This is a genomic window from Deinococcus apachensis DSM 19763 (assembly GCF_000381345.1).
Classification (GTDB): Bacteria; Deinococcota; Deinococci; order Deinococcales; family Deinococcaceae; genus Deinococcus; species Deinococcus apachensis.
On sequence record NZ_KB906399.1, the window covers coordinates 409,205 to 433,133 of the forward strand.

Below are 23,929 nucleotides of genomic sequence, written 5' to 3' on the forward strand. Positions count from 1 at the left end.
ATTAGCTGGAGAGGTCGAGCGGCTGCGCCCGGGCCACCGCCCAGCGTGGGTGCAGCCGCACCGGCCTCAGCCCGTAGGCGGTGATATAGCCCGGCAGGCGTTGCAGGCCGGGAATGCCGTGCAGCACCCGCAGCAGCAGGGTGGGCACATGAACGGGCTGGGGGCCGTCCAGACCCTCGACCTCGCGCTCCTCGATGACCTGCTGGGCCTGGAGGACGGCGATCTGCCACGCCCGGGTGCGCTGGACGCGGGCGAGGTGCCGGGGCCGCAGCCGCCCCGCGCGCAGGGGTCCCGAGAGCAGGTTGGCTGCCGCCACCGCGTCCTGCACCGCCATGTTGATCCCCAGCCCCCCGATGGGCGAGATGGGGTGCGCCGCGTCACCGATCAGGAGCAGGCCGGGCCGCCACCAGCGCCGAACGCGGGCCACTTCAACGGCGAGGAGGTGCAGTTGCCGCCACTCGGTGAGCGTCTGCACCCGCTCGGCCAGCCAGGGAATCGTGCCCGCCACCGCCTGCTGGATGGGGCCAACCCCGGCGGCGCGGGCCTGGGCGTAGCTCCCCTTGCGGATGGAGTAGCCCACCTGCCAGCGTTCGCCGTGATCGGTCATCACAATGCAGTGCGGCCCGCGCAGGTGCAGGTCGATGCTGCCGTCCGGATCACCCACGCGCCGCGGCAGGGCGAACCACAGCACGTCCTGCCCGGGCGAGAGGCGGCGCAGCCTCAGCCCCGCCAGGTCCCGGACCTTGGAGAAGCGACCGTCGGCCCCGATGGTGAGCGTCGCGGGGAGGTCGTGCAGTTCCCCCGCCTGACGGTAGCGGACGCCGCTCACCCGGCCGCCCTCCTCCAGCAGACCCTCGACCCGGGCGCCGAACACCACCCGGGCATGGGGATAGCGGCCCAGTTCGGCGGCCAGAAAGGTCAGGAAGCGCGACTGGGCCATCACGGTCAGGTAGGGGTAGGGGGTTCGCAGCCGGGAGAAGTCGGCGATGACCTGGCTGCCCCCGGCGCGGACCAGGCGGGCCCGGTGCGCGCGGGTATGCGCGAGCCGCAGGAGGGGCGCCGCCAGGCCCAACCCCGCGAGCAGTTCCATGATCGCCGGGTGCAGGGTGTCGCCCCGGAAACTGCGCTCGAAGTCCCGCGCGGCCTCCAGCACGCTCACCGGTATCCCCTGCCGGGCGAGGAGCAGCGCCAGCACCAGGCCCGCCGGACCTCCCCCCACGATGCACACGTCCTGCGGCCCAAATTCCATGGGGGGCATTCTGGGCAGTCCCGGGTGGGCGCGGCTGTAGGGAATGCTGCGGGTTGCGAAGAACGTGAAGGCCCCATCATCTGCCGTCTGGACGACGCCCGCTTGGGGGACATTGCGTCGCGTCGGACGATGCGACATGTTCCTTCCAACCTGAATGCCCACGGCGGGGGCTGAGATGCAGATTCTTCCTGGCATCTATCAGGTCAACGGTTCCCCCTAGGGCCGCCACCAGAACGGCTACCTCATCCGGTCCGGCGGGGCCACAGTGCTGATCGACTCAGGCGACACGCACGAGACCACCCTGGGCGAGGTGGAGCGCAACCTGGCCCGCTGGGGCGTCGGGATGGACCTTTACCTTCCACTGAGCCGGGCGCACCGGAAGCGACCGGGCGCGTACCGTAAATTATGTCTCCCCTCGACACCCTCACCCTCTCCGGCATTCGCCTCTACCAACGGTATCTCTCGCCGCGCAAGGGCTTTCGCTGCGCGCATGTGGCGCTGCACGGCGGGGAGTCGTGTTCGGCGGCGGTGGCGCGCATCGTCCGCGAGGACGGGCTGATCGGGGGGCGTCGCCGCATCGCCACCCGCTTCCAAGAGTGCCGCGCCGCGCATCACGTGCTGCACGCCGGTTCCCCCCTCGCCTTCGGCACGAGCGGGCCACGGATGAGGGGCGTGTGCTGCTGCGGGCCGATTCCCATTCCCTTCCGGTGCGGGTAGGTCAGATCAGGCGTTCAAAGGCGCCGGGGAGAGGGTCACGAGCCCGGAGCGGTCCACCGTGATCTCGTTGCTGTAGCCGCTGTCCAGGTCCTGGTAACGGTAGGTGGTGTCGCCCGTTCGCGTGTAGCGCTGGCGGGCGACGCGCACTTCCAGAGAGGGCACGTCCACCCAGGCTGCCCGCAAGTCCCCAGTTCCGCCGATACTCAGGTCAAGGCGGCGGATGGGCAGCGTGTTCGTCAAGGGCGTGGCGCGGATATCCACGTCGGTGCAGCCCCGCAGATGCGGGAGCGGCTGCCCCTCGGCCGCCCTCCATTCCCCCTCGCCCGAGCGGGAAAGGTCCAGGTGCCGCCCGTCCGCCAGGGCGCAGCGGAGACGGGAGGGCTGGCCGTCCCCCGTGATCTCCAACCCGTAGGACAGGGTGTAGGGCCGCCCCTCCGCAACCCCCACCACCGTTCCCTGCGCCTCCGTCCACGGCCTGAGGCGCAGGTGTTCCAGGCTGGGTTCGTCGGCGTCGAGGCTGCGCCACACCACGTCCACGCCCGCGCCCTCCCTACTCGCGCCCCGGCACCTGCGGCGGCTCGCCCCGGAAGACGTCCTGGCCCTGTACCGGCCTCAGCCGCACGACCTGCCCAGAGCGGGCGCTCTCGTACACGGCGTCCAGAATGCGGTGGTCCTGCACGCCCTCCTCGCCGGGGGTCCACGGTTTCCTGCCCTCGCGGATGCACCCGGCAAAGTGGTCCATCTCCAACCCGAACTGGTCCTCATCGGGGAGCTTGGGCTGGAAGTCGCCCTGCCCGTCCGAGATCGTCAGGCTCAGGCCCTGATAGGTGAAGGCGGGGTCCATCAGGACGGTGCCCTTCTCGCCCAGCACGCGCAGGGTAGCGGTCTTCTGGGTGCCGTAGCTTGTCAGGCAGTTGGCGACCACGCCGCCCGGGAAGCCCAGCATGAAGCTGACCGATTCCTCGACCTCGCGGAAGCGTTCGTCGCCCTCCGGCTGGTGGAGGGTGGCGAAGACCCACTCGGGCTCCTGGCCCAGCACGAAGCGGATGGTGTTCAGGCAGTAGATGCCCACGTCCGGCAGAGGCCCACCTCCCGCCAGATCGCGCTTCAGCCGCCACGCCTCGGGGTCGTCGGCAACCTGCCCGTGGATGGAGTCCAGGAGCTTGACGGGGCCGAGCTTGCCGCCCTGCACGGCGTCCCGCGCGGCCCAGTGGTAGGGCGTGTACTGGCAGCGGTAGGCGGCCATCAGCAGCACGCCCGCCTCCTGGCAGGCGTCCACCATCACCTGCGCCTCCTGGGCATTCACGCTCAGCGGCTTCTCGCACAGGACGTGCTTGCCCATGCGCGCAGCCCGCTCCACATACTCGCGGTGCAGGCTGTTGGGCAGGACGATGTAGACGGCCTCCACATCCTCACGGTCCTTCAGTTCCTCGAAGCGGTCGTAGGTGTACACGTCGTCGTCCGTCAGGTCGTAGGCGCGGGCGAAGGCGCGGCCCTTGTCCGGCTCGCTCGTGACGAGGGCGGCGACGTAGGCGTGCTCGCTCGTGCGCGCGGCGGGGATCAGTTCCTCCGCACTCAGCTCGCCGAGGCCGACGATAGCGTACCCGACGCGGCGCCGCTCGGCCTCGGGAAGGGGCAGGTCCGGTTTCTGGGGCATGGGCTTACCGTAAACGGGCGGGGGCAGGGGTGCGCTTGAGGGCTTCTTCACGTCGGGGACCGGCACTCCGTCCGGGAGATCAACGTTTTCCGGTGCGTCACTCTTACGCCGGGTCGGGTCCCAGCGCATCTGCCATAGTGCGCGGCGTGACCCGTCCCACTTCTCCCCTTCCGGTCACGCTGCGCGACCGGCAACCGCGCGACCTCCCCATCCTGTCCCGCTGGCTGACCGACCCGGAGGCCGAGTGGCGGCGCTGGGACGCGCCCTACTTCCACGCACCCACCACGACCCAGACCATGCAGACCTACGTGGCGCACCTCGCCCAGACTCCCCCCGACCCCGACGAGCAGGTGATCGACGTGGACGGCGAGTGCGTGGGCATGGTGAACCGCTCGGAGGAGGAACCGGCGGGCGGCGGCTGGTGGGACCTGGGCATCCTGATCTACGACCCGGCGCACTGGGGAGGCGGCGTGGGCACCCGCGCCCTGAGCCTGTGGGTGCAGGACACCCTGGACTGGACGGACGCGCATGTCCTGACCGTGACGACCTGGAGCGGCAACGAGCGCATGATCCGGGCCGCGCGGCGGCTGGGCTTTCAGGAGTGCGGCCGGGTGCGTGAGGCCCGGGTGGTCGGCGGTCAGCGGTTCGACAGCGTGCGCCTCGACCTGCTGCGCGCGGAGTGGAAGGCGCGGTAGGGTGCGGGCATGACCGGGAGGCCAGCGAGGTGAAGCGCCGCAAGACGCCCCGCCCCCGCGGCTCGGCCCCCGTCACCCCACCCGGCTTTCTGGCGACACAGGACCTCAAGGACCGCGGCTGGACGGTGGGCCTGATCGCCCGCTTCCTGGGCCACCACGACGACACGCGCGAGAACGGGCTGAAGATGGGGCGCCGCCGCCTCCCCCCCGTCAAGCTCTACCGGGAGGAGAGGGTGCTGGAGGCCGAGCGCGACGAGGCCTTCCTGCTCGGCCAGGCCCGGGCCGCCGACGCCCGCGAACGGGCGGAACGGGCGCGCGAGACGCGGGAGGCCAAACGCCGGGCCCTCCTCGGGGCCGCCGCCGAGAGCTACACGCCCAGCATCCACCCCGAGCCGCTCCGCAGGGGAGCCGTCCGCAAGGCGCGCGAGCCGTACCTCCCGGGGCTGGAGGCGACCCTGGGCAACCTCAAGCGGGAGATCGGGAAGGTGACCCCGCGTGAGGAGGCCACGCTGCGCGCCCTGCTGCTGAAGCGCCTGCACGCCGCCCTCGCCGCCGCCTACCCCTGGTATCCCGCACCCGATGCCCCGCCGACGCCCCGACCCACCAGCGGGGAGGCCCAGCCCAGCGACTGGCGCGAGTGGGACTGGGATTGAAGCGGTGAGCCTCCTCCCCGTCACGTTTGTCCGTCGCCTGTCGGTACTCCCATCAGGCCGCGCAGGCGCTCACCGGTAGCCGCGTCCGCCGGGAAAAAGGCCTCGATGGCGAGTTCGGAGAGGGTCACGTCCAGAGGCGTCCCAAAAACGGTCGTCGTGCTCAGCAGCGTGAGGGAACCTTGTGGGACCTCCAGACGGAGCGGCACGAACACGCTGGCGTGAGCAGGGATGGGCGCGGCTTCCTGCAAATGTTCCGCGAACGGGTACGCCGCGAGTTCGCGGCGCAGGGCTTCCAACTCGGGGTCACCGCTTCGGCCGATCTGCCCATCGAGGCGGGTGAGGAGGTGGAGCCGCCACTCCCCGAGGTTCACTATGCGTGGTGCCAGCCCCCCTGGATGAAGGCTCAGGCGCAGGACATTGACCGGCGGGGCCAGCAATTCGGGGGCCACACCCACGAGCAGGGGTCCCACGGCCTGGTTGGCCGCGACCAGCGTCCAGTGCCGATCTATCGCCAGGGCCGGGTAGGGTTCGTGCCCAGTCAGGACCGCCTGAACAGCCTCGCGGGCAGCACAGAGGGCGGGATTGTGCAGCGGCCGCTCGGCGAACATCGGCGCGTAACCCGCCGCGAGGAGCAGGGCGTTGCGTTCGCGCAGGGGCACGTCGAGTTGCTCGGCCAGCCGCAGGACCATGTCACGGCTGGGGGTGGAGCGCCCCGTCTCCACGAAACTCAGGTGCCGTGCGGAAATGTCGGCGTCGCCCGCCAGGTCCAGTTGGCTGAGGCGGCGGCGCTGCCTCCAGCCGCGCAACAGGTCACCGAAGGCGGAGGGGGAAGCGGGGCGCAGGGTGCCGGTCACGCCCCGAGGGTAAGCCTCTCTTGCGGCTGCCGCCAATGACCTCCGGGGTAATTGGCGGCCGACCCTCGAATCCCACATCCTGCCTGTGGACGGGGTACCAGAAGGCTCCGCCCGGAGGAGGAACCACATGAACACACCCGATGAACTCGCCCGCCTGTACCTCGCCGCCTGGAACGAGCCCGACGAGGAGCGCCGCCGCGAGTTGGTGGCCCGGACGTACACCGAGGAGGGCACCTACCTGGACCCGCTGATGCAGGGTGGGGGCCACCGCGAGATTACCGCCATGATCGGGGCGGCGCGGGCCCAGTTCCCCGGTCACCATTTCCGCCTCGCTTCGGCGGTGGACGCCCACCACGACCTCGCCCGCTTCTCCTGGGAACTCGCACCCGAGGGGGGCGAGGCCGTCGCCCGGGGCACCGATGTGGTGCGGATCGTGGAGGGGCGTTTCGGAAGCGTCTTCGGGTTTCTCGATCCGGTGACGGCCAGCGGGTAAGGGAGGACCGTCATCCGGGAAAACAAGAAGGGCGCCCCACTCCACCGGGACGCCCTCCTGCCCGACTTCCTGTTACTTGAGCAGGTCCACAGCCTTTTTCAGGATCGCGTCGCCCTGCAAGTCCACGGCCGCCTCGCCCTGGGTGGCCGAGCGGGTGGGCCGCTTCACCTCACCGGTGTAGGTGAACTTGCCATCCTTGTCGGCAGTGACGGTGACGGGCTTGCCGCCCACGGTGAGGGTGAGCTTGGCGCCCGGGGCCAGGCCGCCGCCCGTGAAGTTCAGGGGCACGGTGTAGCGGGTGTCCTTCACCACCACGTCGGGCGTGATGCCCTTCTTGTGAATCTGGCGGCCCGCCGGGGTCAGCCACTCGTTGGCGACGATGGCGACCTTGCCGCCGTCCGGGGTGTCGAGCGGAATCTGCGCCACGCCCTTGCCGAAGGTCTGCTCACCCACAATGGTCGCCCGCTTGGTGTCCTGGAGCGTGCCCGACACGACCTCGCTCGCGCTGGCGCTGTTCTTGTTGACGAGCACCACCAGCTTGCCGGTGTAGTCGGAGGCGCTGCGGGTGGCCCGGCCGTACACCTGGGTCTTGCCGCTGCGGTCGCGCAGGCTCACGATGTTGCCGCTCTGGAGGAACTGGTCGGCCACGTCCACGCCCGCGTTCAGCAGGCCGCCGCCGTTGTCGCGCAGGTCCACGATGAGCTTCTTGACGCCGCGCTTCTCCATGCTGGTGACCGCCGCGCGGAACTGCTCGCTGGCCTTCTCGTTGTAGAAGGTGTTTAGCGCGATATAGCCGACGTTGCCGGGCAGCATGGTCTGCTCGACGCTCACGATAGTGACGGGCTGGCGCTCCATCTTCACCGTGTAGGGCTTGCCGTCACGGGCGAAGGTCACGCTCACCGCTGTGCCCTGCTTGCCGCGCACGAGCTGCACGATCTCGTTGAGCTTGGAGGTCAGCACGTCCTTGTCGCCGATCTTCACGAACACGTCGCCGATCTGCACACCCGCGTTCGCGGCGGCGCCGCCCTTATAGACGTTGTCCACCTTGCCGCCGCTGCCGTCGGCATTGGCCGCCACCAGCGTCACGCCGATGCCGTAGAACTGTCCGGCGAGGTTTTCCGCGTCGATGGCGTTATCGGCGGGCTCGGAGTAGTAGGTGAATTCGTCGTTCAGGCTGCCGATGGCCCCGTTGATCGCCCCGCGCAGGAGCTTCGTCTGGTCCACCGGGTAGAGGTAGTAGCGGTTCAGGTCGCCGAGCACGTCCAGGAAGGTGCGGCCCGTGGCGGACTTGGTGAGGTCGGCCTGCGTATAGCCGCTAAGCTGCGCGTACCCGACGGCGGCGGTGGCGGCGAGGGCGCCCGCCACGAGCATCATGCGTTTCCGGTTCACGGGGGCAGAATAGGGTGTCGGGGTGAAGGCCGTTTGAGGCGCAAGTGACGGACTGATTCCATCCTTTTCCACCTCATGGACACACCCCGTCCAGATGAAATTTCCTTCACGTTCCCGGGGAAGGCTGGGCTATTCTGGGGCGCGAGCATGACGCGATCCTCCCTCCTTCCCGGGCGCCACCACCCTCCGCAGGAGGCGCCTGGCATGATCCAATTCAGGAACGTGACGCTGGAATACCCCGTGACCCGGACCCTGGCGCTCGACGATCTCACCCTCGGAGTCGGCAAGGGCGAGTTCGTGTACCTCGTGGGGCATTCGGGCGCGGGCAAGAGCAGTTTCATGAGCCTGGTACTCAAGCGCGCGCTGCCCACCCGCGGCGAGGTGAGGGTCGCCGGGGAGAGCCTGACCCGCTACCGGGGGGGCCGCACCGCCCTGCTGCGCCGCCGCATCGGCACCGTCTTTCAGGAGAATCTGCTCCTCGACCACCTCAACGTGTACGACAACGTGGCCTTTACCCTGCGGGTGACGGGCGTGCCTGGCCGCGAGTGGCCCGCCCGCGTCACCGCCGCCCTCCGCACCGTCGGTCTGGAGCACAAGAAGTACGCCCTGCCGGTGCAGCTCTCGCAGGGCGAGCAGCAGCGCGTCGCCATCGCCCGCGCCATCGTGATGGACCCGCCCCTGCTGCTCGCCGACGAGCCCACCGGCAACCTCGACCCCGACAACAGCCGCGAGGTGCTCAAGGTCCTCCAGAACGTGAACCTGCGCGGCACCACCGTGGTCGTCGCCACCCACGCCCGCGACCTCGTCGAGACCTTCCGCCACCGCACGGTGACGCTGCGGCGGGGAAAGTTGGTGCGGGACGACCCCTTTGGAGGGTACGCGCTGTGACTGGGGCTACTCTATTCCTCGCAGAGGCGGGACCGGCCCCGAGACGCACTCCAATCTCAGGCAGGGTCTTGTCCACTGCCCGGAGGCCCCGGTGACCTATCACTTCCGCCAGGCCCTTCTCGCCATGCGGGGCAGCCTCACAGCGACCTTTGCCACGCTGACCACCATGACCCTGACGCTGCTGATGCTGGGGTTCGTGCTGCTGCTCACGCTGAACGTGAACCGCACGCTCGCGCAGCTCGAATCGCAGGTGGAGGTGGCCGCGTTCCTGCACCCGGGGACCGACGGGAAAGCCCTGCTCGCGCAGGTTCGCGGGCTTCCCCAGGTCCGCTCCGCCTCGCTGGTGACGAGCGCGCAGGTGCTGGAGGAGATGACCCGCGACTACCCCTACGCGCGGGACGCAGCCCAACTCGCCGGGAACCCCTTCCCCGACACGCTGCGGCTGCGGGTGGGCCGGGTCGAGGACTCGCGGACGGTCGCAGCGACCGTCTCCACCCTTGCCGGAGTGGATGACGTGGAGTACGGGGCGGGGTACGTGGACCAGACCGTGCGGACGCTGACGGCCGTGCGCGCGGCGGGGTATGTCCTCGTGGGGCTGCTGCTGCTGGGGACCCTCTTCAACATCCTGAATGCCGTGCGCGTCGCCATGTACGCGCGGCGCAACGAGATCAGCGTGATGCGGCTGCTGGGGGCCACACGCGGCTTTATCCGCATGCCGCACGTGATCGAGGGCGTGCTGCTGGGCGTGACGGCCTCGGCGCTGGCGCTCGCGCTGCTGACCCCAACCTACCTGGAACTGGCCTCACGGGTGCAGCTTTTCGCCCCAGTGTTCCCGGTGGTCCGCGACCTCCCCAGCCTGCTCCCCATCCTGGGCGGGGTGGGCGTGCTGGGCATCCTGATCGGGCTGGCGGGGAGTCTCTTCGCCTCGCGGCGCTACCTGAGGGAGCTGGAGTGAGGACCCGGCTGCCGCGCTGGCCCGCGCTCGTGCTGCTCTCGGCGGCGCTGCTGGCCGGGGCACAGACGACGAGCGAGCGGCTCCAGCAGCTCCAGCGCGAGTTGCAGAATCAGCGCAGCCTGAGTGTCGAGCAGCGCGAGGAACTGGAGAAGTTGCGGGCGAATATCCAGAACCTGACCGCGCAGCAGCGGCAGACGCTGGACCGGCTGGACACGTTGGCCGAGGGGGTGGCCGACCTGGAGAACGAGACGGCGACCCTGGCCGCCCGGGTGGCCCTCGCCCAGCGGCAACTCGCCTACACGACCGCCCAGCGCGAGGTGACCGAGGCGCGGGTAAAGCAGCTTCAGGGCGACGTGCGGGAGTTGCTCAGCGCCCTGTACCGCGAGCGCAGCGGCCGTTACCTCCAGCTCCTGTCGCAGTCGCGCAGCCTCTCGGACCTGCTGATCCGGTTGAAGTACGCCAACCTGGCCGGGCAGTACAATCTCCAGGTGACCCGCACGCTGCGCCAGGAGGTGCAGACGCTGGAGACGCAGCGCGACCAGCAGCAGGAGTGGGCGGCGAGCCTGGAAGACCTCCAGAAACAGCGCCTTGCCAAGCTGACCGAGTTGCGCGACCGCCGCGCCGAGCAGCAGCGGCTCCTGGCGAGCCTGAAGCGCAGCGAGCAGGGCCAGCGCACCCTGGCTGCCCAGACGCAGGCGCAGCAGGCCCTGACCGCAAAATCCATCGACGAACTCGTCGGGGCTGTGGTTCAGGAACGCGCCCGCATCGAGGCCGAGCGCCGCCGCCGCCTGGAGGAGGAGCGCAAGCGCCGCGAGGCCGAGCTGCGCCGCATCCGCGAGGCCCAGGAACGCGCCCGGCAGGAGGCGCTGCGCCTGGCCCGCATCCGTGCCGAGCAGGAGCGCCAGGCCCGCCTCGCCCGCGAGCGTGCCGCCGCCGAGGCCAAAGCACGCGCCGAAGCCGCCGCGCGGGCCAGGGCCGCCGCCGAAGCACGGGTACGAGCGCAGGCTCAGGCGGCCGCCCGGGCCAAAGCCGAGGCTGAGGCCAGAGCCGCCGCCCGGGCGAGAGCCGAGGCTCAGGCCAGAGCCGAAGCCCAGGCGGCCCGTGACCGTGCCGCACGCGAGGCCGCCCTGGCGGCACAGCGCCAACGGCAGGCCCAGGTCGAGCAGGAACAGGCCGCCCTGCGACAGCGCGAGGCCCAGGCCCAGCAGGCGGCAACGCAGGTCGAGCAGGACCTCGCGCCCCTGCCCCCTGTCAGCGGTCCCCTCAGCTTTCCCCTCCCCGGCGGCAGTGTCAGCCAGCCCTACGGTGAGGGCGGCGCCCAGTGGAGCGTGCTGGAGGGCGGGGAGGGCGGTCAGGCTGTCGCCGCCCTGCCGGGCAACGTGATCGCCACGACCTACTACGCCAGCCTGGGGTGGGTCGTCCTCATTGACCACGGCACCACCGTCACCGCGTACTTCGGATTGCAAGACTCGCGGGTCAATGTGGGCGACCGGGTGACGCAGGGGACGCCGCTGGGCACGGTCGGTGGCAGTCCCATCTTCGGCCCGGGCCGCATGGCGTTCCAGGTCAACGCTGTGAGCGGCGGGAGTCGGAGGCCGGTGCCGCCGACGTTCTGAGGACTGAGGGGGCAAATCTGTCGCCCTGAACGAAGTGAAGGGCCTCGCTTTGGGGCTTCCCGGGATGCTTCGCCGTCGCTCAGCATGACACCCGTCCCCAGATCCGTGCCCCTTGCCCCTCCCCCCCCTCCTCTGCTACTCTCCTTCGGTGCGCTTCCGGTTGGCTGCTGCGGGCGCATAAATCCCGCGACCTAGGCGGGCGCCCCACCCTCAATACCCCAACCCGAGGTTTTTCACATGGTCAAGATTCGCCTGTCCCGTTTCGGCTCCGCCCACAACCCCCACTACCGCATCGTGGTCACCGACTCCCGCAACCCCCGCGACGGTGGCTACATCGAGAACCTGGGGCACTACGACCCCCGCAAGACCACCCAGGAGTACCTGAAGGTCAACGCCGAGCGCGCGGCCTACTGGCTCTCCGTGGGCGCCCAGCCCACCCAGACCGCCCGCCGCCTGCTGAAGTCGCAGGGCGTCAAGGTCGCCTGAGAACGGCGCAACACAGGATGAGGCTCCTTCGGGGGCCTCTTTTCTTTGGTGGGTGGGAAGTAGGGAGTGGAGAAAAGCAGGGCGGATGCCTGGAGCTGCGGCGCCCACCCCACTGACCACTGACCACTTCCCACTCACCCTCTACAATGCCCCCCATGAAAACTGACCCCGTGGACCTGACCCTTTTCCTGGCGCAGAGCGTGGTGGATCAGCCGTCGCTCGTGCGGGCCTCCCGGCGAGGGCCGACTGTGATCGTGCGGGTGGGGCCGGGCGAGGAGGGCCGACTTATCGGGCGGCAGGGCCGGGTGATCCAGGCGATTCGGACCCTCGTCCGCGCGGCGTGCGATCCCCGCGAGCGGGTGAACGTGGACCTCGACGCGCCGCGCAAGCCGTGAGGGACCGGGCGTGACGATTCCTCAGGACACGACGCGGCTGGGGTACTTCCTCGGGCCGCACGGTGTGCAGGGCGGCGTAAAGGTGTACGTGCTGGGCGACGCCGAGCAGATGCTGTCGCTGCCGCGCGTCTGGGTGGAGGGCCGGGGCTGGCTGCGGGTTCTCCGCACCGAATCCCTCAGGCCCGGCGTGGCCCTGCACCTGGCGGGCGTGACCAGTCGCGAGGGCGCCGAGGCCCTGCGCGGGGCGAACGTCTATGCCGCCGACGCCGACCTGCCCCCGCTGGAGGAGGGGAGCTACTACTACCACGAGTTGCGCGGCCTGCCCGTTCAGAGTGCGGAGGGGGAACGGCTGGGCGAGGTGACGGACGTGGTGGACGCCGGGCACCAGGACCTCCTCGTGGTGGCGCACCCGGGCGGCGAGGGTTTCCTGCCGCTGCAAGCCCCCTACGTGCTGGTTCAGACGGGGGACAGGGGGCGCCCCGCCGCCATCGCCCTGACCGGGGACGCCCCCGCCGGATTGCTGGGCGAAGGGTCGGAGGAGGCGTGAGGGGCGGGCTGGAGGCGCCATGCTGACCTTCTCCTTCCTGACCCTGTTTCCCGAACTGCTCGCCCCCTTTGCCTCCGAGGCCATTGTGGGAAAGGCGCGGGCGCGCGGGCTGGTGGACGTAAATCTCGTGAACATGCGGGACTTCGCCAACAACAGGCATGCGAAGGTGGACGACACGCCCTACGGCGGTGGCGCGGGCATGGTGATCCGGGTGGACGTGGCCGAGCGGGCGCTGGCGAGCCTGCCCCCCGCCGACGAGGTGATCCTGTTCACGCCCGCCGGGGAGCGGTTTACCCAGCGTACGGCGGAGGAGCTGAGCAGCCGCGCTCACCTCGCCTGCCTGTGTGGCCGCTACGAGGGCTTTGACGCGCGGGTGGAGGCACTGGTCACGCGCGAACTCAGCCTCGGCGACTTCGTGATGATGGGGGGCGAGGCGGCGGCGGCCTGCGTGCTGGAGGCGGTCGCGCGGCTGGTGCCCGGCGTGCTGGGCGACGAGGAGTCGCACCGGGCGGACTCCTTTTCCAGCGGGCTGCTGGACTACCCGGAGTACACCCGCCCCGCCGAGTGGCGCGGGGAGGGCGTGCCGGAGGTGCTGCGGGGAGGCGACCACGGGGCCATCGCCCGCTGGCGGCGGGGACAGGCGCTGGCCCGGACGCTGGCGCGGCGGCCCGACCTCCTCGCCACGGCGGGCCTGACCCCACAGGACAGCGCGCACCTGCTGACGCTGGGGGTGACGCCCGAGGAGCTGGACGCCTGGGGCGCCCCTCCCCCGCCTGCCCCGAAACGTCGCCGCCAGTCCAGACCGGCTGGACACGACCCCGGAACCGTGTGAAGGCTGACCGTTGACCGCGCGAAATCCCCTATCCAGTCGAGGTTATGTATGTCTTGCCTACTTGTGAGGCGCCCGAACGGCGCACCATAGCTGCCAAGATGGACCTGCCGCTGTTCCCCCTTCCCAACGTCGTGCTGTTTCCCGGACAGGTGCTGCCCCTGTACGTGTTCGAGCCGCGTTACCGGGAGCTGCTGGCACGGGTGCAGGCGACCGGGGAGCCCTTCGGCATCGTGCGGATCGTGCAGTCCCGCGAGAGCTCGCCGCTGCCCTTTCACGAACGGGTGTCCAGGGTCGGCACCCTGGCGCACCTGAACAAGGCCACGACCCACGAGGACGGCACGAGTTCCATCCTGGTCGTGGGGGGCGAGCGTTTCCGGGTGCGGGACTTCGACCTGAGTCACGCCTACCTGGGCGCGGAGGTGACGCCCTGGCCCCTGGCCCCGGACTCCCTGGGCGAGGCGGCCGAGGACGCCAAGGCCCGCAGCCTGCTGGCCGACCTGCTGCGTCTGCGCCCGGGCGACGCTGACGCCATCCGTCAGGCCGCCCCGCAAGACCCCCTCCTGGTCGCCAGTTTCGCCGCCGCCCTGCTGCCCCTGACGCCCGAGCAGCGCGAGGAGGCGCTGGCCGCGCCCAGCCTGCTGGGCCGCCTGGACACCCTGCTGGGTTACGTGCCCGCCGAGGTCAAGGAACTCAACTGACGGGAAAACCCGGGGAAGTGCGGGCCTTCCAGCCCCTTCCCTTTCCGGCCCGTACAATAACCGCGTGACGCAAGTTTCTGACTCTCGCCCCTCGCCGGTGGCCGCGCGCCTCGCGCTCACGGCGAGCGCCCTCGCGGCGGCCGGGCTGCTGCTGTTCCCACTGGCGACGCTGGGGCGCGACTTCAACGCAGGCGGGGTGCTGCTGCACCTCACGGGCCCGGTTCTCAACCTCAGTGGCACCCGCGACGTGCCGCTGCCGCCCACCGGCACCGTCCTCGCCCTGGGCTGGGTGACCCTGGTCCTGACCCTCGCCAGCGTGATCGGGGCGCTGCGGCGGGCCCGCTGGTTCTGGCTGACGGGCCTGCTCGCCTTTATCGCGGGGGTCGTGGCGGTTGTGCTGCTCGGCTCGGGCCTGAGCACCGAGACGGCGCGTGTGGCCGCCGACACCACCCTGCGGCCGGGGTTCAAGCGCCAGCTCCGCAACTTCTATGCGGGGGGCGGCATGAACTTGGGGCTCTTTTTACCCATTGTGGCGGGGCTGATCACGGCGGGGGCGGGCCTGAGTGCGCGCCCCGCGTGGTGGGAGCGCTTTAACCGTCTGCGCGGCCTGCTGGTGCCCATCGTCGCCATCGGGCTGGCGGTGGTGGTGGGGGCCGTGGTCGTGCTAATCGTGCAGCCCGCCATCAACGGCAGCGGCGCGCCGCTCTCGCCCTGGGGTGGCTGGCTCGCCAAGAGCGACCTGGTGTACTTCGTGTACTCCACCCTGTTCGCGCCGGTCACCCGCCTGAATCCCTTCCTGGACAGCCTGAAGCTCGCCACGCCGCTGATCTTCACCGGGCTGTCGGTGGCCTTTGCCTTCCGCACGGGCCTCTTCAATGTGGGAGCGCCGGGGCAACTCACGATGGGGGCCATCGCGGCGATGCTTGTCGGTGTGTACGGCCCGCCGGGACTGGGCTGGCTGCTGCTGCCGCTCTCGGTGATCGCAGCGGGACTGGGCGGCGCGCTGTGGGGCGGGATTCCGGGACTCCTCAAGGCCCGCTTCGGCTCCAGCGAGGTCATCAACACGATCATGTTGAACTACGTCGCCTCGGCGATCTTCATCTTCATGATCGGCAGCGACACGTTCCCGTTCCTGGGGCGCACCTACAACCTCCCCTTCAAGGCGCCGGGCTTTGAGCCCGCGAGCTATGAGCTTCAGCCCCCCTCCCGGCTGCCCACCCTGCTCGACCTCTTCAATGTGGGGCAGGGCGGGGCGCAGGCCCTGACGATTGCGCCGCTGATCGCGCTGGTGGCCTTTTTCGTGGTCCGCTGGGCGCTGCGGCGGACGCGGCAGTCCACTCTCATCGCGCTGGCCGCCGCCCTGGTGCTGGGGCTGCTGACCTGGCGGGTCGGGATTCCGATTCAGATCGTGGGGAGCCAGCTCAACGCCTCCTTCCTGATCGCGCTCGCGTGCGTGGTCGTGTTCGGGGTGCTGATGTGGCGCACGGCGGCCGGGTACGCGCTGCGGGCGGTGGGCCTCTCGCCCCGAGCGGCCGAGTACGGCGGGATCAGCGTGGCGAGGAACACCATCCTGGCGATGACGCTGGCGGGCATGTTCGCCGGGCTGGCGGGCACCCACTACGTGAACGGCGGGGCGCTCGACGAGTACCGCCTGCGGGGCAACACGCCCGTGAACGTGGGCTTCGACGGCATCGCGGTCGCCCTGATGGGTCAGAGCACCCCGGTGGGCGTGCTGGCGGCGAGCACCCTGTTCGGCACCATCGATACAGGCGGCGTGGACGTGCAGCAGAAACTCCCTAACGTGGACCGCAACATCGTGACGGTCCTCAAGGCCCTCATCGTGCTGTTCATCGCGGCGGGCGGCTTCCTCAGCCGCCGGGTGACCGACCCGCCGCCCCCACAACTCGTGAAGGCCGCCGACGCGACCGGGACGGCCGAGACGGGCCGCCTGGACCCCGCCGGGGCCGCCGCCGAACGTGCCACACCCACCCCCACCCTCACCACGAGCAGCGAAGTGAACGCCCGGGTCGAGGACGCCCGGAAAGGGAGCAAGTAAATGGAAGGCCTCCTGACCCAGCTTCTCACGACCGCCTTCCTGGCGACCTTTATCCGCAGCGTGGTGCCGCTGCTGCTCACCGGCCTGGGCGGCTTATTTAGCGAGCGCAGCGGCGTGGTGAACATCGCGCTCGACGGCCTGATCATCTTCGGGGCGCTGGCGGGCGCCATCGTGACGTACGCGCTCGACCCGACGCTGGGGGCGCTGGCGCCCTGGGTGGGGTGGTTGGCGGGGGCGCTGGTGGGCGGCCTGATCGCCTGGGTCCACGCCTTCGTCTCCATCAAGTACCGCGCCGACCAGGTCATCAGCGGCACGGCCATCAACCTGCTCGCGGGCGGGGTGCCGTCGGTGATCCTGCAAGCCCTGTACGGCACAAGTACGGAGAGCCCCAAGGTCGCCAACCCGCTGCCGCTGTGGGGGATGGGTGAGTTGCGCTTCAGCCCCCCGGTGTATTTCGCGTTCCTGGTCGTGGCGATCACGTGGTACGTGCTGTACCGCACCCCCTATGGTCTGCGGCTGCGCGCGACGGGAGAGCACCCCGGCGCGGCGGCAAGCATGGGCGTGAACGTGCGCCGCATGCGCTACAGCGGCGTGATCCTGTCGGGCCTGCTGGCGGGGACGGCGGGCGTGTTCCTGAGCATCGGGAACCTGGACTCCTTCGTGCGGAACATCAGCGCGGGCCTGGGCTTCATCTCGCTCGCCGCGCTGATCTTTGGGCAGTGGAAGCCGCTGGGCGTGCTGGGCGCGACCGTGCTGTTCGGGTTCCTCCAGGCGGTATCCATCACGCTGGGCGGGACCAACCTGCTGCCCCCCACCCTGGTCACGGCGCTGCCGTACCTCATCACCATCATCGCGCTGATCTTCACGGGCCGCAGCGCCGCCCCGCGCGCCCTGGGCAAGCCCTTCGAGGGCTGAGGCGGGAAAGCCAGGGGGGAGGCGGGCCTGGATTCCGAGGCCCGCCTCCCTCTTCTCTCCGACACTCAGTTGGGGGCCGGGGCGGGGACCGGAACGGGGAGAGAACCCGGCTCCTGCCCGGGCAGTTCGGGGGCCGGGAGGTGGGCGAGCACGGCCTGGGTAAAGGCCCGGATGATGGGCAGGCCCGCCCGCTGCGGCAGCACGGCGAGCGCGAGCGGGCGGGTGAGCGGCTCGGGCAGCGGCAGCGCGACCAGGCCGGGGGGCAGGGGCAGCAGCGCCAACCGGGGCATGGCCGTGACCCCCAGCCCGTGACTCACCATCGAGAGGGTCACGCTGTCCTGCTCGACCTCGGTCAGGCCCGTCAGGCGAACCCCATGCTCGGTGAGGTAGCGGCGGATGCGCTGGTGACAGGTGTCCCGGTAGGGGGTCAGGATCAGGGGCTGGGCGCCCAGCTCAGCGAACGTCACCGGGTGGACGCCGCGCGAGGCGGGGGCCACGAACAGATACTCGTCCTGCACGAGGGGGGTGAGACGCAGGTCGGTCCCCTCCTCCGCCACGACCACCCCCAGGTCCACTCGGCCCGCCCGCACCGCCGGTCCCCCCCCGCCGCAGGCCTCGCCGTCAATCAACGTGACGCTCACGCGGGGATGGCGGCGGCGAAAGGCGGCGAGCGCGGGCGGCAGCAGGTGGGTGGCGGTCGAGCGGAAGGACGCGACCCGCAGGGTGCCTGACAGCCCCGCATCCTCCTCCTGCGCGGCGAGCAGGGCGTCGGCGGCGGCCTGCACGGCGGCCCGGGCGTGTTCCAGCGCGCGGGCGCCCGCCTCGGTAGGCACCGTCCCAGCGGGGGTGCGCCGCAGCAGGGGACGGCCCGCGAGTGCTTCCAGCTTGGCGACCGCCTCGCTCAGGGTGGACTGCGAGACGCCGTACTCCGCCGCCGCCTCGCCGAAGCCCCCGCTGTCGGCCACGGCAATCAGGGCGCGCAGTTGGGCCAGCGAGGGGCCGGCGAGGGCAGGGGGCCGGTCGGGCATACCTCCATTGTAGGCGTGCCCCGGCAGGCCTCCATCGGCTTTTCCGATGGCCCCTCCGCACTGTGCTGCACGCACCCGATGTCCTGAAGGGGTCGCCCGGGTGCAGGCTGAGCGGCAGGAGGTGGACTCCATGACCTACGCCCGGCAACCTCTTCCCCCCGTCTTTCCCGCGGCCCCCACCCGCCAGGACGGCGAGCTATTTGGCACCCTGATCGCCGAGGTTCTCACGCCGGACGGGAAGCCCAGCGTACCCCTGTTGCCCGACTGGGAGCTGCGCGCCTGGTTCGTCGCCCGGCTGGGGGACGCGACCCTGGAGGCCCGCCCCCGCCGCCCCGGGCTGGGTCCCGCCGACCTCGACCGCGAGTTGCGCCGCATCGGATACACGCCCCTGGGTCCCCTGCGGCAGGCGCGGCGGTAGGTGGGCCGCCCGCACCACGCCCGCCCGCAACCGTGCAGAAACGAGTCAGAAGCTCAGCCTATGCTGAGGTGTGCTCGACCTGCTCCCCCGTCCGGTGGCCCTCCGCCGCGCCGCCCTGCTCGCGCTGCTCTGCTCGATCTTCAGCATCCCAGGCGCCCTCGCCGCCAGCGGGACGGTGACCGTTCGCCCGGGAGACACCCTGTACGGGATTGCCCACCATCACGGGCTCAGTGTGGCGCGGCTGCGCCAGCTCAACGGCCTGAAGGGCAACACCATCCGGCCCGGGCAGCGGTTGAAGGTGAGGGGGATGGCCGCCCCGCCCCCGGCTCGCCAGCCGTCCTCCTCGCCAAAACCGAGTACCTACACTGTTCGCCCCGGCGACACCCTGAGTCACGTCGCCGCCCGGGCCGGGGTGAGCGTGGCCGCCCTGCGCGCCGCCAACGGGCTGAAGGGGAACCTGATCCGGATAGGTCAGCGCCTGCGGGTGCCACAGCGCGGAACGGTGATGGTCAAAGCTGCCCCCCGCCCCACGACCGAGGTGCGGGTGATCTACGGGTATGTGCGGGTCCGGCCGCACGAGACGCTGAAGACGCTGGCGAGCAGGTACCGCACGACCTCCGACCACCTCGCCCGAATCAACAAGCTGAGCCGGGCGGGACGGAACCTCTACCCCGGGCAGCGGGTGCTCGTGCCGCGGCGGATGCCGGTGCTCATCCCGCCCCGGCCGGTGGGCAAGCCCCTCAGTGTCAAGCGGATGGCGCCGCTGAACGTCCCCGTGCGGGTGCTGCGGGTGGACCTGCGCTACCGGAACGTGCTCGTCGCGCCCGTGCTGCCCCGGGCGGGCCTGGGAGTGGGCGCACGGGTCAGCCAGCTCGCGCGGTCAAGCGGCGCGCGAGCGGTGGTGAACGGCAGCTACTTTCACCCGCGCTCCTACGTGCCCGCGGGTGATCTGGTCATGCAGGGGCGGCTGCTCGCCTGGGGCCGCATCCCGGCCGCGCTGGCGATCACCCCCGACAACCGCGCCGCGATCCTGAACAGCACCACGGCCCTGCTGGGGCGCCCGCTCGACGCCACCTGGCACGGCATGGAGACCGTGATCGCCACCGGGCCACGCATCCTGCGGCGGGGCGGTGTGGTCCGGCAGTACGCGGACGTGTTTCGGGACCCCGCGCTGTTCGGCCGCGCCGCCCGCAGCGCCGTCGGCCTGCGGGGCAACCGGGACCTGGTGTTCGTCACCACCCACGCCAAGCTGACGACGACCGAGATGGGCAAGGTGATGGCCCGCCTGGGCCTGCGCGAGGCCCTGCTCCTCGACGGCGGCAGCAGCGCGGGCCTCGCCTGGAACGGGAGTCGGGCGCTCGACAGCGTCCGCAAGGTCGCTTACGGGATTGGGGTGTTTACGGGCTATACGGGGCGGCGCTACACGCGGTGAGAGGTAGGGGCGGAGTCGCAAATTCGCAAGGTGGGCACGGCCGCGTTCGACCCCTGTGTGGCGCAGCTCTGCGGGTTCGGCTCCGCGGGCTACCTCTGGGGGAGAGGCAACCACCTCAGGTTCTTGGAGGGTAGAGGCCCGACCTGACTCCCCTTGAGGGGAGCTGTCAGCGAAGCTGACTGAGGGGCCGACCACCGTCACCCCCAAAACCGGACCTTACGCTTGCCCCGGAGCGGAGGGCCGCGGTCCCGTTCCTCCTCCCCCGCCTGCCTTACCATGCAGGGATGACGTTTTCTCTTCCCCGTCCCGGAGGCCGCCCTTGAAACCCGCGCAGGTGGAGGCGCAACTCTCGCGGGTGCTCAGTGAGGCCATCGCCGGGCTGCGTGACCCCCGCGTGCCGCTCATCGTGACGGTCGAGCGGGTGGCGGTCACGTCAGACTACGGACTCGCGCGTGTGTACGTGAGCGCGATGGGGGCTGACATGCCCGCCCTGCTCGACGCCCTGACCCATGCCCGGGGGCACCTGCAACGCGAGGTTTCGGCGCACGTGCGGATGCGCCGCACCCCCACGCTGGAGTTCTACGCCGCGAGCGATCGGGTTTTCCCGTGACCACCCTCCCCGAGGCCCGCAGCGAAATCCGGGTGCGCTACGCCGAGACGGACGCGATGGGCGTGGCCCACCACGCGACCTACCCGGTGTGGTTCGAGGTGGGCCGCACCGACCTGATGCACCAGCTCGGCCTCCCCTACGCCGAGGTCGAATCCAGGGGCTACTACCTCATGCTCTCGGGCCTGAACGTCGAGTACCGCCGCGCGGCCCGCTACGACGACCACCTCACCCTGATTACCCGGGCGGCCAGCGTCCGCTCGCGCACCCTCACCTTCACCTACGAGGTGCGGAAGGGAGACGAGTTGCTGGCGACCGGCGAGACGCGCCACATCGCCACCGACAAGAACTACCGCCCGGCCCGGCTGCCGGAGGACGTGCTGGGGTTGCTGTCAGGAGCTGGGGAAACGGCGGCGAAAGCAGGCGGTTGACGCCAGCCCCACGTCAAGACTGGGCCACGCGGCACCGGTCGCCCTGAGTGAGATGAAGGGCTTGGCTCGCAGTGGGGTCGGGGACGCTTCGCCTGCGGCTCAGCATGACAACGCCTCTCCCGCCCCGGTTAGGCTGAATGCCCAGCAGACGGGTGCTCTGCCGCTCCGCCTGCTGCCGCTTTCTCCACACCCACCCCCGCTCCCTTCCCGCTAGACTGCGCCCCACATGAGTCACCTGTCGCGCACCCTGCCGATCAAGCGCGCCGCACACGTCTACCTGGTCCGCGAGGGCCACCTCCTGCTCGTCGAGGAACGGATGGATGACGGCAGCATCTTCTACGGCCTGCCGGGCGGCAAGGCCAATCCCGGCGAGAGCCTAGCTGACGCCGCCGTGCGTCAGGTCGCCGTCGAGACGGGTCTGACCGTCACCGACCTGCGCTTTGTCAGCCTGCTGGAGGGCGAGATGCTGACGGGCACGCGCAACGAGTGCTACGCCAACTTCGGGCGCTTCACCGCCACCTTCAGCGGCGACATCGACCCCACCGACCCCGAGGTGGTGGGCGTGAAGTGGGTGCCCTTCGAGCAGGTCGAGGGCTTGGTCCGCTACGGCCCGCCCCCCGAGGTCGAGGAGCGCAATCCCCTGATATGGGTGCCCACCCGCGACTTCCTGCGCGGCGAGGCCCGGGCGTACTACCCGATCTGAGGCGCCCGGCAGATGCGTCCTTTCCGCAAGCGGCGGGGCCTGTTCGTCCTGAGTGCCCTCCTGATCGGCCTGTCCTCCGCCACCCAGCTCCAACCCACACCGCGGCCCCTGGAAGCCCCACGCACGCTGAACGACCCGATCTTCCCGGGCCTCGGGCAGCTTGGGCTGGACGTGCGCCACTACGACGTGGCGCTCACGGTGGCGGAGCCGGGGACGCCTGACCTGCGGGGCGTGGTCACCCTCACGCTGGGGGCAACTCGGCCGCTGGGTGAGGTGCGGCTGGACTTCCTCGGGCCGACCGTCACCGCCGCGCGCTGGGACGGCCGGGCGGTGCCCTTCCGGGTGGATTCGGGGGCACAGAAACTGATCGTGACGCCTCCCTCTCCCCTGCTGCCGGGACAGGAGGCCAGGCTGACCGTCGAGTACCGGGGCAGGCCGGGCGTGGTCCGCGACCCCGACTTCAGCACGCCGATGGAGCTGGGCTGGCAGAGTGTGCCCGCCGCCGGGGGGCGGCCCGGGGCGAACTTCACCCTCAGTGAGCCCAACGGGACGCACACCTTCCTGCCCTCGAACGACCATCCCTCCGACAAGGCGACCTTCACCACCCGTGTCACGGTCCCGGCGGATTACACGGCGGCGGCGAGCGGGGTCGAGGGTCCCGTGGCCTCGGGGAACGGGACGCGCACGTTCGTCTTCACTCAGGCGCAGCCCATTCCGACGTACGCGCTGGGCATCCTCGTGAACCGCTTCGAGCGGGTGACCGGTCCGGCGGTTCCTGTCGGGGTGAACGGCTCGCCCGTCGCGCGGCGCGACTACTTCCTGACGGATACGCCGCAGGCCACCCGCACCGTCTTCGCCCGCACGGACGAGATGCTGCGGGTGCTGTCGGGCTGGTTCGGCCCCTACCCCTTCGCCGCGTACGGGGTGGCGCTCGTGACGCCGCGGCTGCCCGCGCTGGAGACGGCAACGCTGAGCACCATCCCCCCCAACCTGAGCACCGAGCGCGCCGCCGCCCACGAACTCGCGCACCAGTGGTTCGGCGACGACATTTCCCTCGCCCGCTGGGCCGACGTGTGGCTGAACGAGGGCTTCGCCGCCTATTCCGAGTTGCTGTGGACCGAGAGTCAGGGGGGCGACGGGCAGGCCTACGCCGCACGCTGGTACGCCAACCTGGAGCGGGAGGGCACCCGGCCCCTGGTGGCGCGGCGGGCCGAGCAACTCTTCGACCTGAGCGCCTACCAGCGCGGCGCCCTGGCCCTGCACGCCCTGCGCGCGGCGATTGGGGACGCGGCCTTCCGCGACTTCCTGCACGCCTACACTGCCCGATTCTCGGGGCGAAGTCTGGACACGTCGACCTTCCTCGCCTTCGCCCGGACCCAGGCGGGACCGGCGGGCGAGGCGGCCCTGCGCCTGTGGGTGGAGTCGCCGGGGTTGCCGCCGTTGCCAGTGGTGGGGCGTTAGAAGGTCTGGCATTTCTTGCCACACCATGTTGCGGATGCCGTTCCTGCGCGCACTCCCCATACTGACGTCGTGCAGATCAGCGTCAATGGCGCCTCCCTCCACCTTCTCGAGCGTGGCAACGGCCCGCCACTGTTGCTGCTCAGTGGCGGGGGCGGCTGTCCCAACTATCTCGCGCCCGTAGCAGAGTTGCTGCCCGGATTCCGCTGCCTGCTCCCCGACCCACGCGGGACCGGGCGAAGTACGGGTGGCGTTTATGGCCTGAGGACGGCGCTGGACGACCTGGAGGCCATCCGGGAAGCGCTGGGACTGCTGGCTCATTCTGGGCTACTCGTGGGACGCGGACCCAGGGTTGGCGTGCACATTGACCCACGCCGAGCAGATGACCCGGCTGGTGAGCTGGGCCGGAACCGGCATCCAAAACGACCGCAATTGGCACGCCGCCTATGAGGCGGGCAAGGACACGGAGCCGCGCTTCGAGGTGGACTGGAATTCCGCAATCCACCGTGCGCTACTTGGCGACTGGCAGCGCTTCATCAAGACGCCCGACCTCCTGGCTGGAGGTGCCGGTGACGTTCCTGCATATGGGGCCGATATTCGGCCCGGATGGCCTGCGGCTCAACTGGCGGCGCTGCTTCCGCGGGGGGAGTGGCGGATGCTGCTGGGGGCGCCTCATAACGCCTGGCTGACACACGGACCGGAGTTGGGAGAGGCGCTGCAGGCCGCCCTGCGCGGCTGACCCTACCCCTTTCGGCGG

At 70.7% G+C, this 23,929-nt stretch carries 28 protein-coding genes; 22 read left to right on the top strand and 6 right to left on the bottom strand.

What is annotated here, in order from left to right; genetic code table 11:
- Nucleotide 1: 1 nt before the first annotated feature.
- Entirely contained in the window at nucleotides 2–1,249 is a 1,248-nt protein-coding gene (locus tag F784_RS0106510; RefSeq protein ID WP_019585913.1) for an FAD-dependent oxidoreductase, read from the bottom strand.
- A 405-nt stretch (nucleotides 1,250–1,654) separates the two neighbouring features.
- Here F784_RS0106510 and yidD point away from each other — a divergent pair, with 405 nt between their 5' ends.
- The gene (yidD, locus tag F784_RS0106515) at nucleotides 1,655–1,966 is read left to right on the top strand and encodes a membrane protein insertion efficiency factor YidD (RefSeq protein WP_019585914.1); all 312 of its coding nucleotides are present in this window, start codon (nucleotides 1,655–1,657) and stop codon (nucleotides 1,964–1,966) included.
- A gap of 6 nt (nucleotides 1,967–1,972) precedes the next feature.
- Here yidD and F784_RS0106520 read toward each other — a convergent pair whose 3' ends face one another.
- Both F784_RS0106520 and F784_RS0106525 read right to left on the bottom strand, forming a co-directional pair.
- Nucleotides 1,973–2,503, bottom strand: a complete 531-nt coding sequence (locus F784_RS0106520; RefSeq protein WP_019585915.1) for a putative glycolipid-binding domain-containing protein — start codon at nucleotides 2,501–2,503, stop codon at nucleotides 1,973–1,975.
- A gap of 13 nt (nucleotides 2,504–2,516) precedes the next feature.
- Nucleotides 2,517–3,623: a Gfo/Idh/MocA family protein gene (locus tag F784_RS0106525; protein WP_019585916.1), complete on the bottom strand. Its 1,107-nt coding sequence runs from the start codon at nucleotides 3,621–3,623 to the stop codon at nucleotides 2,517–2,519.
- 146 nt (nucleotides 3,624–3,769) lie between these two features.
- Here F784_RS0106525 and F784_RS0106530 point away from each other — a divergent pair, with 146 nt between their 5' ends.
- Nucleotides 3,770–4,318, top strand: coding sequence for a GNAT family N-acetyltransferase (locus F784_RS0106530; RefSeq protein WP_019585917.1), 549 nt, complete (start codon nucleotides 3,770–3,772; stop codon nucleotides 4,316–4,318).
- Nucleotides 4,319–4,347: 29 nt separating this feature from the next.
- Nucleotides 4,348–4,971, top strand: a complete 624-nt coding sequence (locus F784_RS0106535) for a hypothetical protein (RefSeq protein WP_019585918.1) — start codon at nucleotides 4,348–4,350, stop codon at nucleotides 4,969–4,971.
- A 20-nt stretch (nucleotides 4,972–4,991) separates the two neighbouring features.
- Here the strand turns inward: F784_RS0106535 and F784_RS0106540 are convergent, their stop codons facing one another.
- The gene (locus F784_RS0106540; RefSeq protein WP_019585919.1) at nucleotides 4,992–5,825 is read right to left on the bottom strand and encodes a helix-turn-helix domain-containing protein; all 834 of its coding nucleotides are present in this window, start codon (nucleotides 5,823–5,825) and stop codon (nucleotides 4,992–4,994) included.
- Between the two features lie 127 nt (nucleotides 5,826–5,952).
- Between F784_RS0106540 and F784_RS0106545 the strand changes: the two genes are divergently transcribed.
- The gene (locus F784_RS0106545) at nucleotides 5,953–6,318 is read left to right on the top strand and encodes a nuclear transport factor 2 family protein (protein ID WP_019585920.1); all 366 of its coding nucleotides are present in this window, start codon (nucleotides 5,953–5,955) and stop codon (nucleotides 6,316–6,318) included.
- 72 nt (nucleotides 6,319–6,390) lie between these two features.
- Here the strand turns inward: F784_RS0106545 and F784_RS0106550 are convergent, their stop codons facing one another.
- Complete coding sequence (locus F784_RS0106550; RefSeq protein ID WP_026332319.1) at nucleotides 6,391–7,707, bottom strand: S41 family peptidase; 1,317 nt, start codon at nucleotides 7,705–7,707, stop codon at nucleotides 6,391–6,393.
- Nucleotides 7,708–7,911: 204 nt separating this feature from the next.
- On the opposite strand from F784_RS0106550, the gene ftsE reads away from it, so the two are divergent.
- From ftsE to F784_RS0106600, 10 genes are all read left to right on the top strand, one after another.
- Nucleotides 7,912–8,595 carry a cell division ATP-binding protein FtsE gene (gene ftsE / locus F784_RS0106555; RefSeq protein WP_019585922.1) on the top strand — a complete coding sequence of 228 codons (684 nt, stop codon included), beginning with the start codon at nucleotides 7,912–7,914 and terminating at the stop codon, nucleotides 8,593–8,595.
- Between the two features lie 91 nt (nucleotides 8,596–8,686).
- Entirely contained in the window at nucleotides 8,687–9,550 is an 864-nt protein-coding gene (locus tag F784_RS0106560) for a cell division protein FtsX (protein ID WP_019585923.1), read from the top strand.
- Nucleotides 9,547–11,166 (top strand): M23 family metallopeptidase, encoded by a 1,620-nt coding sequence (locus F784_RS0106565; RefSeq protein WP_019585924.1) that lies wholly within the window; start codon nucleotides 9,547–9,549, stop codon nucleotides 11,164–11,166. The genes F784_RS0106560 and F784_RS0106565 overlap by 4 nt, the downstream gene beginning before the upstream one ends.
- Before the next feature lie 237 nt (nucleotides 11,167–11,403).
- Nucleotides 11,404–11,652 carry a 30S ribosomal protein S16 gene (gene rpsP, locus F784_RS0106570; protein WP_019585925.1) on the top strand — a complete coding sequence of 83 codons (249 nt, stop codon included), beginning with the start codon at nucleotides 11,404–11,406 and terminating at the stop codon, nucleotides 11,650–11,652.
- A gap of 155 nt (nucleotides 11,653–11,807) precedes the next feature.
- Nucleotides 11,808–12,047 carry a KH domain-containing protein gene (locus F784_RS0106575; RefSeq protein ID WP_026332320.1) on the top strand — a complete coding sequence of 80 codons (240 nt, stop codon included), beginning with the start codon at nucleotides 11,808–11,810 and terminating at the stop codon, nucleotides 12,045–12,047.
- A gap of 10 nt (nucleotides 12,048–12,057) precedes the next feature.
- Complete coding sequence (gene rimM / locus F784_RS0106580) at nucleotides 12,058–12,594, top strand: ribosome maturation factor RimM (RefSeq protein WP_019585927.1); 537 nt, start codon at nucleotides 12,058–12,060, stop codon at nucleotides 12,592–12,594.
- Between the two features lie 19 nt (nucleotides 12,595–12,613).
- A complete protein-coding gene (trmD, locus tag F784_RS0106585) occupies nucleotides 12,614–13,426 on the top strand; it encodes a tRNA (guanosine(37)-N1)-methyltransferase TrmD (RefSeq protein WP_019585928.1) in 813 nt (270 codons plus the stop codon).
- 98 nt (nucleotides 13,427–13,524) lie between these two features.
- Nucleotides 13,525–14,124, top strand: coding sequence for an LON peptidase substrate-binding domain-containing protein (locus tag F784_RS0106590; protein ID WP_019585929.1), 600 nt, complete (start codon nucleotides 13,525–13,527; stop codon nucleotides 14,122–14,124).
- 64 nt (nucleotides 14,125–14,188) lie between these two features.
- A complete protein-coding gene (locus F784_RS0106595; protein WP_026332322.1) occupies nucleotides 14,189–16,180 on the top strand; it encodes an ABC transporter permease in 1,992 nt (663 codons plus the stop codon).
- Nucleotides 16,181–17,095, top strand: coding sequence for an ABC transporter permease (locus F784_RS0106600; RefSeq protein ID WP_019585931.1), 915 nt, complete (start codon nucleotides 16,181–16,183; stop codon nucleotides 17,093–17,095). It begins immediately after the preceding gene.
- Between the two features lie 65 nt (nucleotides 17,096–17,160).
- Here the strand turns inward: F784_RS0106600 and F784_RS0106605 are convergent, their stop codons facing one another.
- Nucleotides 17,161–18,123, bottom strand: coding sequence for a LysR family transcriptional regulator (locus F784_RS0106605; protein WP_019585932.1), 963 nt, complete (start codon nucleotides 18,121–18,123; stop codon nucleotides 17,161–17,163).
- A 130-nt stretch (nucleotides 18,124–18,253) separates the two neighbouring features.
- Here F784_RS0106605 and F784_RS0106610 point away from each other — a divergent pair, with 130 nt between their 5' ends.
- The 8 genes from F784_RS0106610 to F784_RS26010 all read left to right on the top strand — a co-directional run bounded on the left by F784_RS0106610 (nucleotide 18,254) and on the right by F784_RS26010 (nucleotide 23,911).
- Complete coding sequence (locus F784_RS0106610; RefSeq protein ID WP_245557767.1) at nucleotides 18,254–18,541, top strand: hypothetical protein; 288 nt, start codon at nucleotides 18,254–18,256, stop codon at nucleotides 18,539–18,541.
- Between the two features lie 70 nt (nucleotides 18,542–18,611).
- The gene (locus F784_RS0106615) at nucleotides 18,612–19,973 is read left to right on the top strand and encodes a LysM peptidoglycan-binding domain-containing protein (protein ID WP_019585934.1); all 1,362 of its coding nucleotides are present in this window, start codon (nucleotides 18,612–18,614) and stop codon (nucleotides 19,971–19,973) included.
- Nucleotides 19,974–20,292: 319 nt separating this feature from the next.
- The gene (locus F784_RS0106620) at nucleotides 20,293–20,583 is read left to right on the top strand and encodes a ribosome-binding factor A (RefSeq protein WP_019585935.1); all 291 of its coding nucleotides are present in this window, start codon (nucleotides 20,293–20,295) and stop codon (nucleotides 20,581–20,583) included.
- Entirely contained in the window at nucleotides 20,580–21,011 is a 432-nt protein-coding gene (locus F784_RS0106625; protein ID WP_019585936.1) for an acyl-CoA thioesterase, read from the top strand. Before F784_RS0106620 ends, F784_RS0106625 begins: the two co-directional genes overlap by 4 nt.
- 226 nt (nucleotides 21,012–21,237) lie before the next feature.
- Nucleotides 21,238–21,714, top strand: coding sequence for an NUDIX hydrolase (locus tag F784_RS0106630; protein WP_019585937.1), 477 nt, complete (start codon nucleotides 21,238–21,240; stop codon nucleotides 21,712–21,714).
- Nucleotides 21,715–21,726: 12 nt separating this feature from the next.
- Complete coding sequence (locus F784_RS0106635) at nucleotides 21,727–23,175, top strand: M1 family metallopeptidase (RefSeq protein ID WP_019585938.1); 1,449 nt, start codon at nucleotides 21,727–21,729, stop codon at nucleotides 23,173–23,175.
- A gap of 69 nt (nucleotides 23,176–23,244) precedes the next feature.
- The gene (locus F784_RS27770; RefSeq protein WP_169405641.1) at nucleotides 23,245–23,622 is read left to right on the top strand and encodes an alpha/beta fold hydrolase; all 378 of its coding nucleotides are present in this window, start codon (nucleotides 23,245–23,247) and stop codon (nucleotides 23,620–23,622) included.
- Complete coding sequence (locus F784_RS26010) at nucleotides 23,525–23,911, top strand: alpha/beta fold hydrolase family protein (RefSeq protein ID WP_169405642.1); 387 nt, start codon at nucleotides 23,525–23,527, stop codon at nucleotides 23,909–23,911. Before F784_RS27770 ends, F784_RS26010 begins: the two co-directional genes overlap by 98 nt.
- Nucleotides 23,912–23,929: the final 18 nt, after the last annotated feature.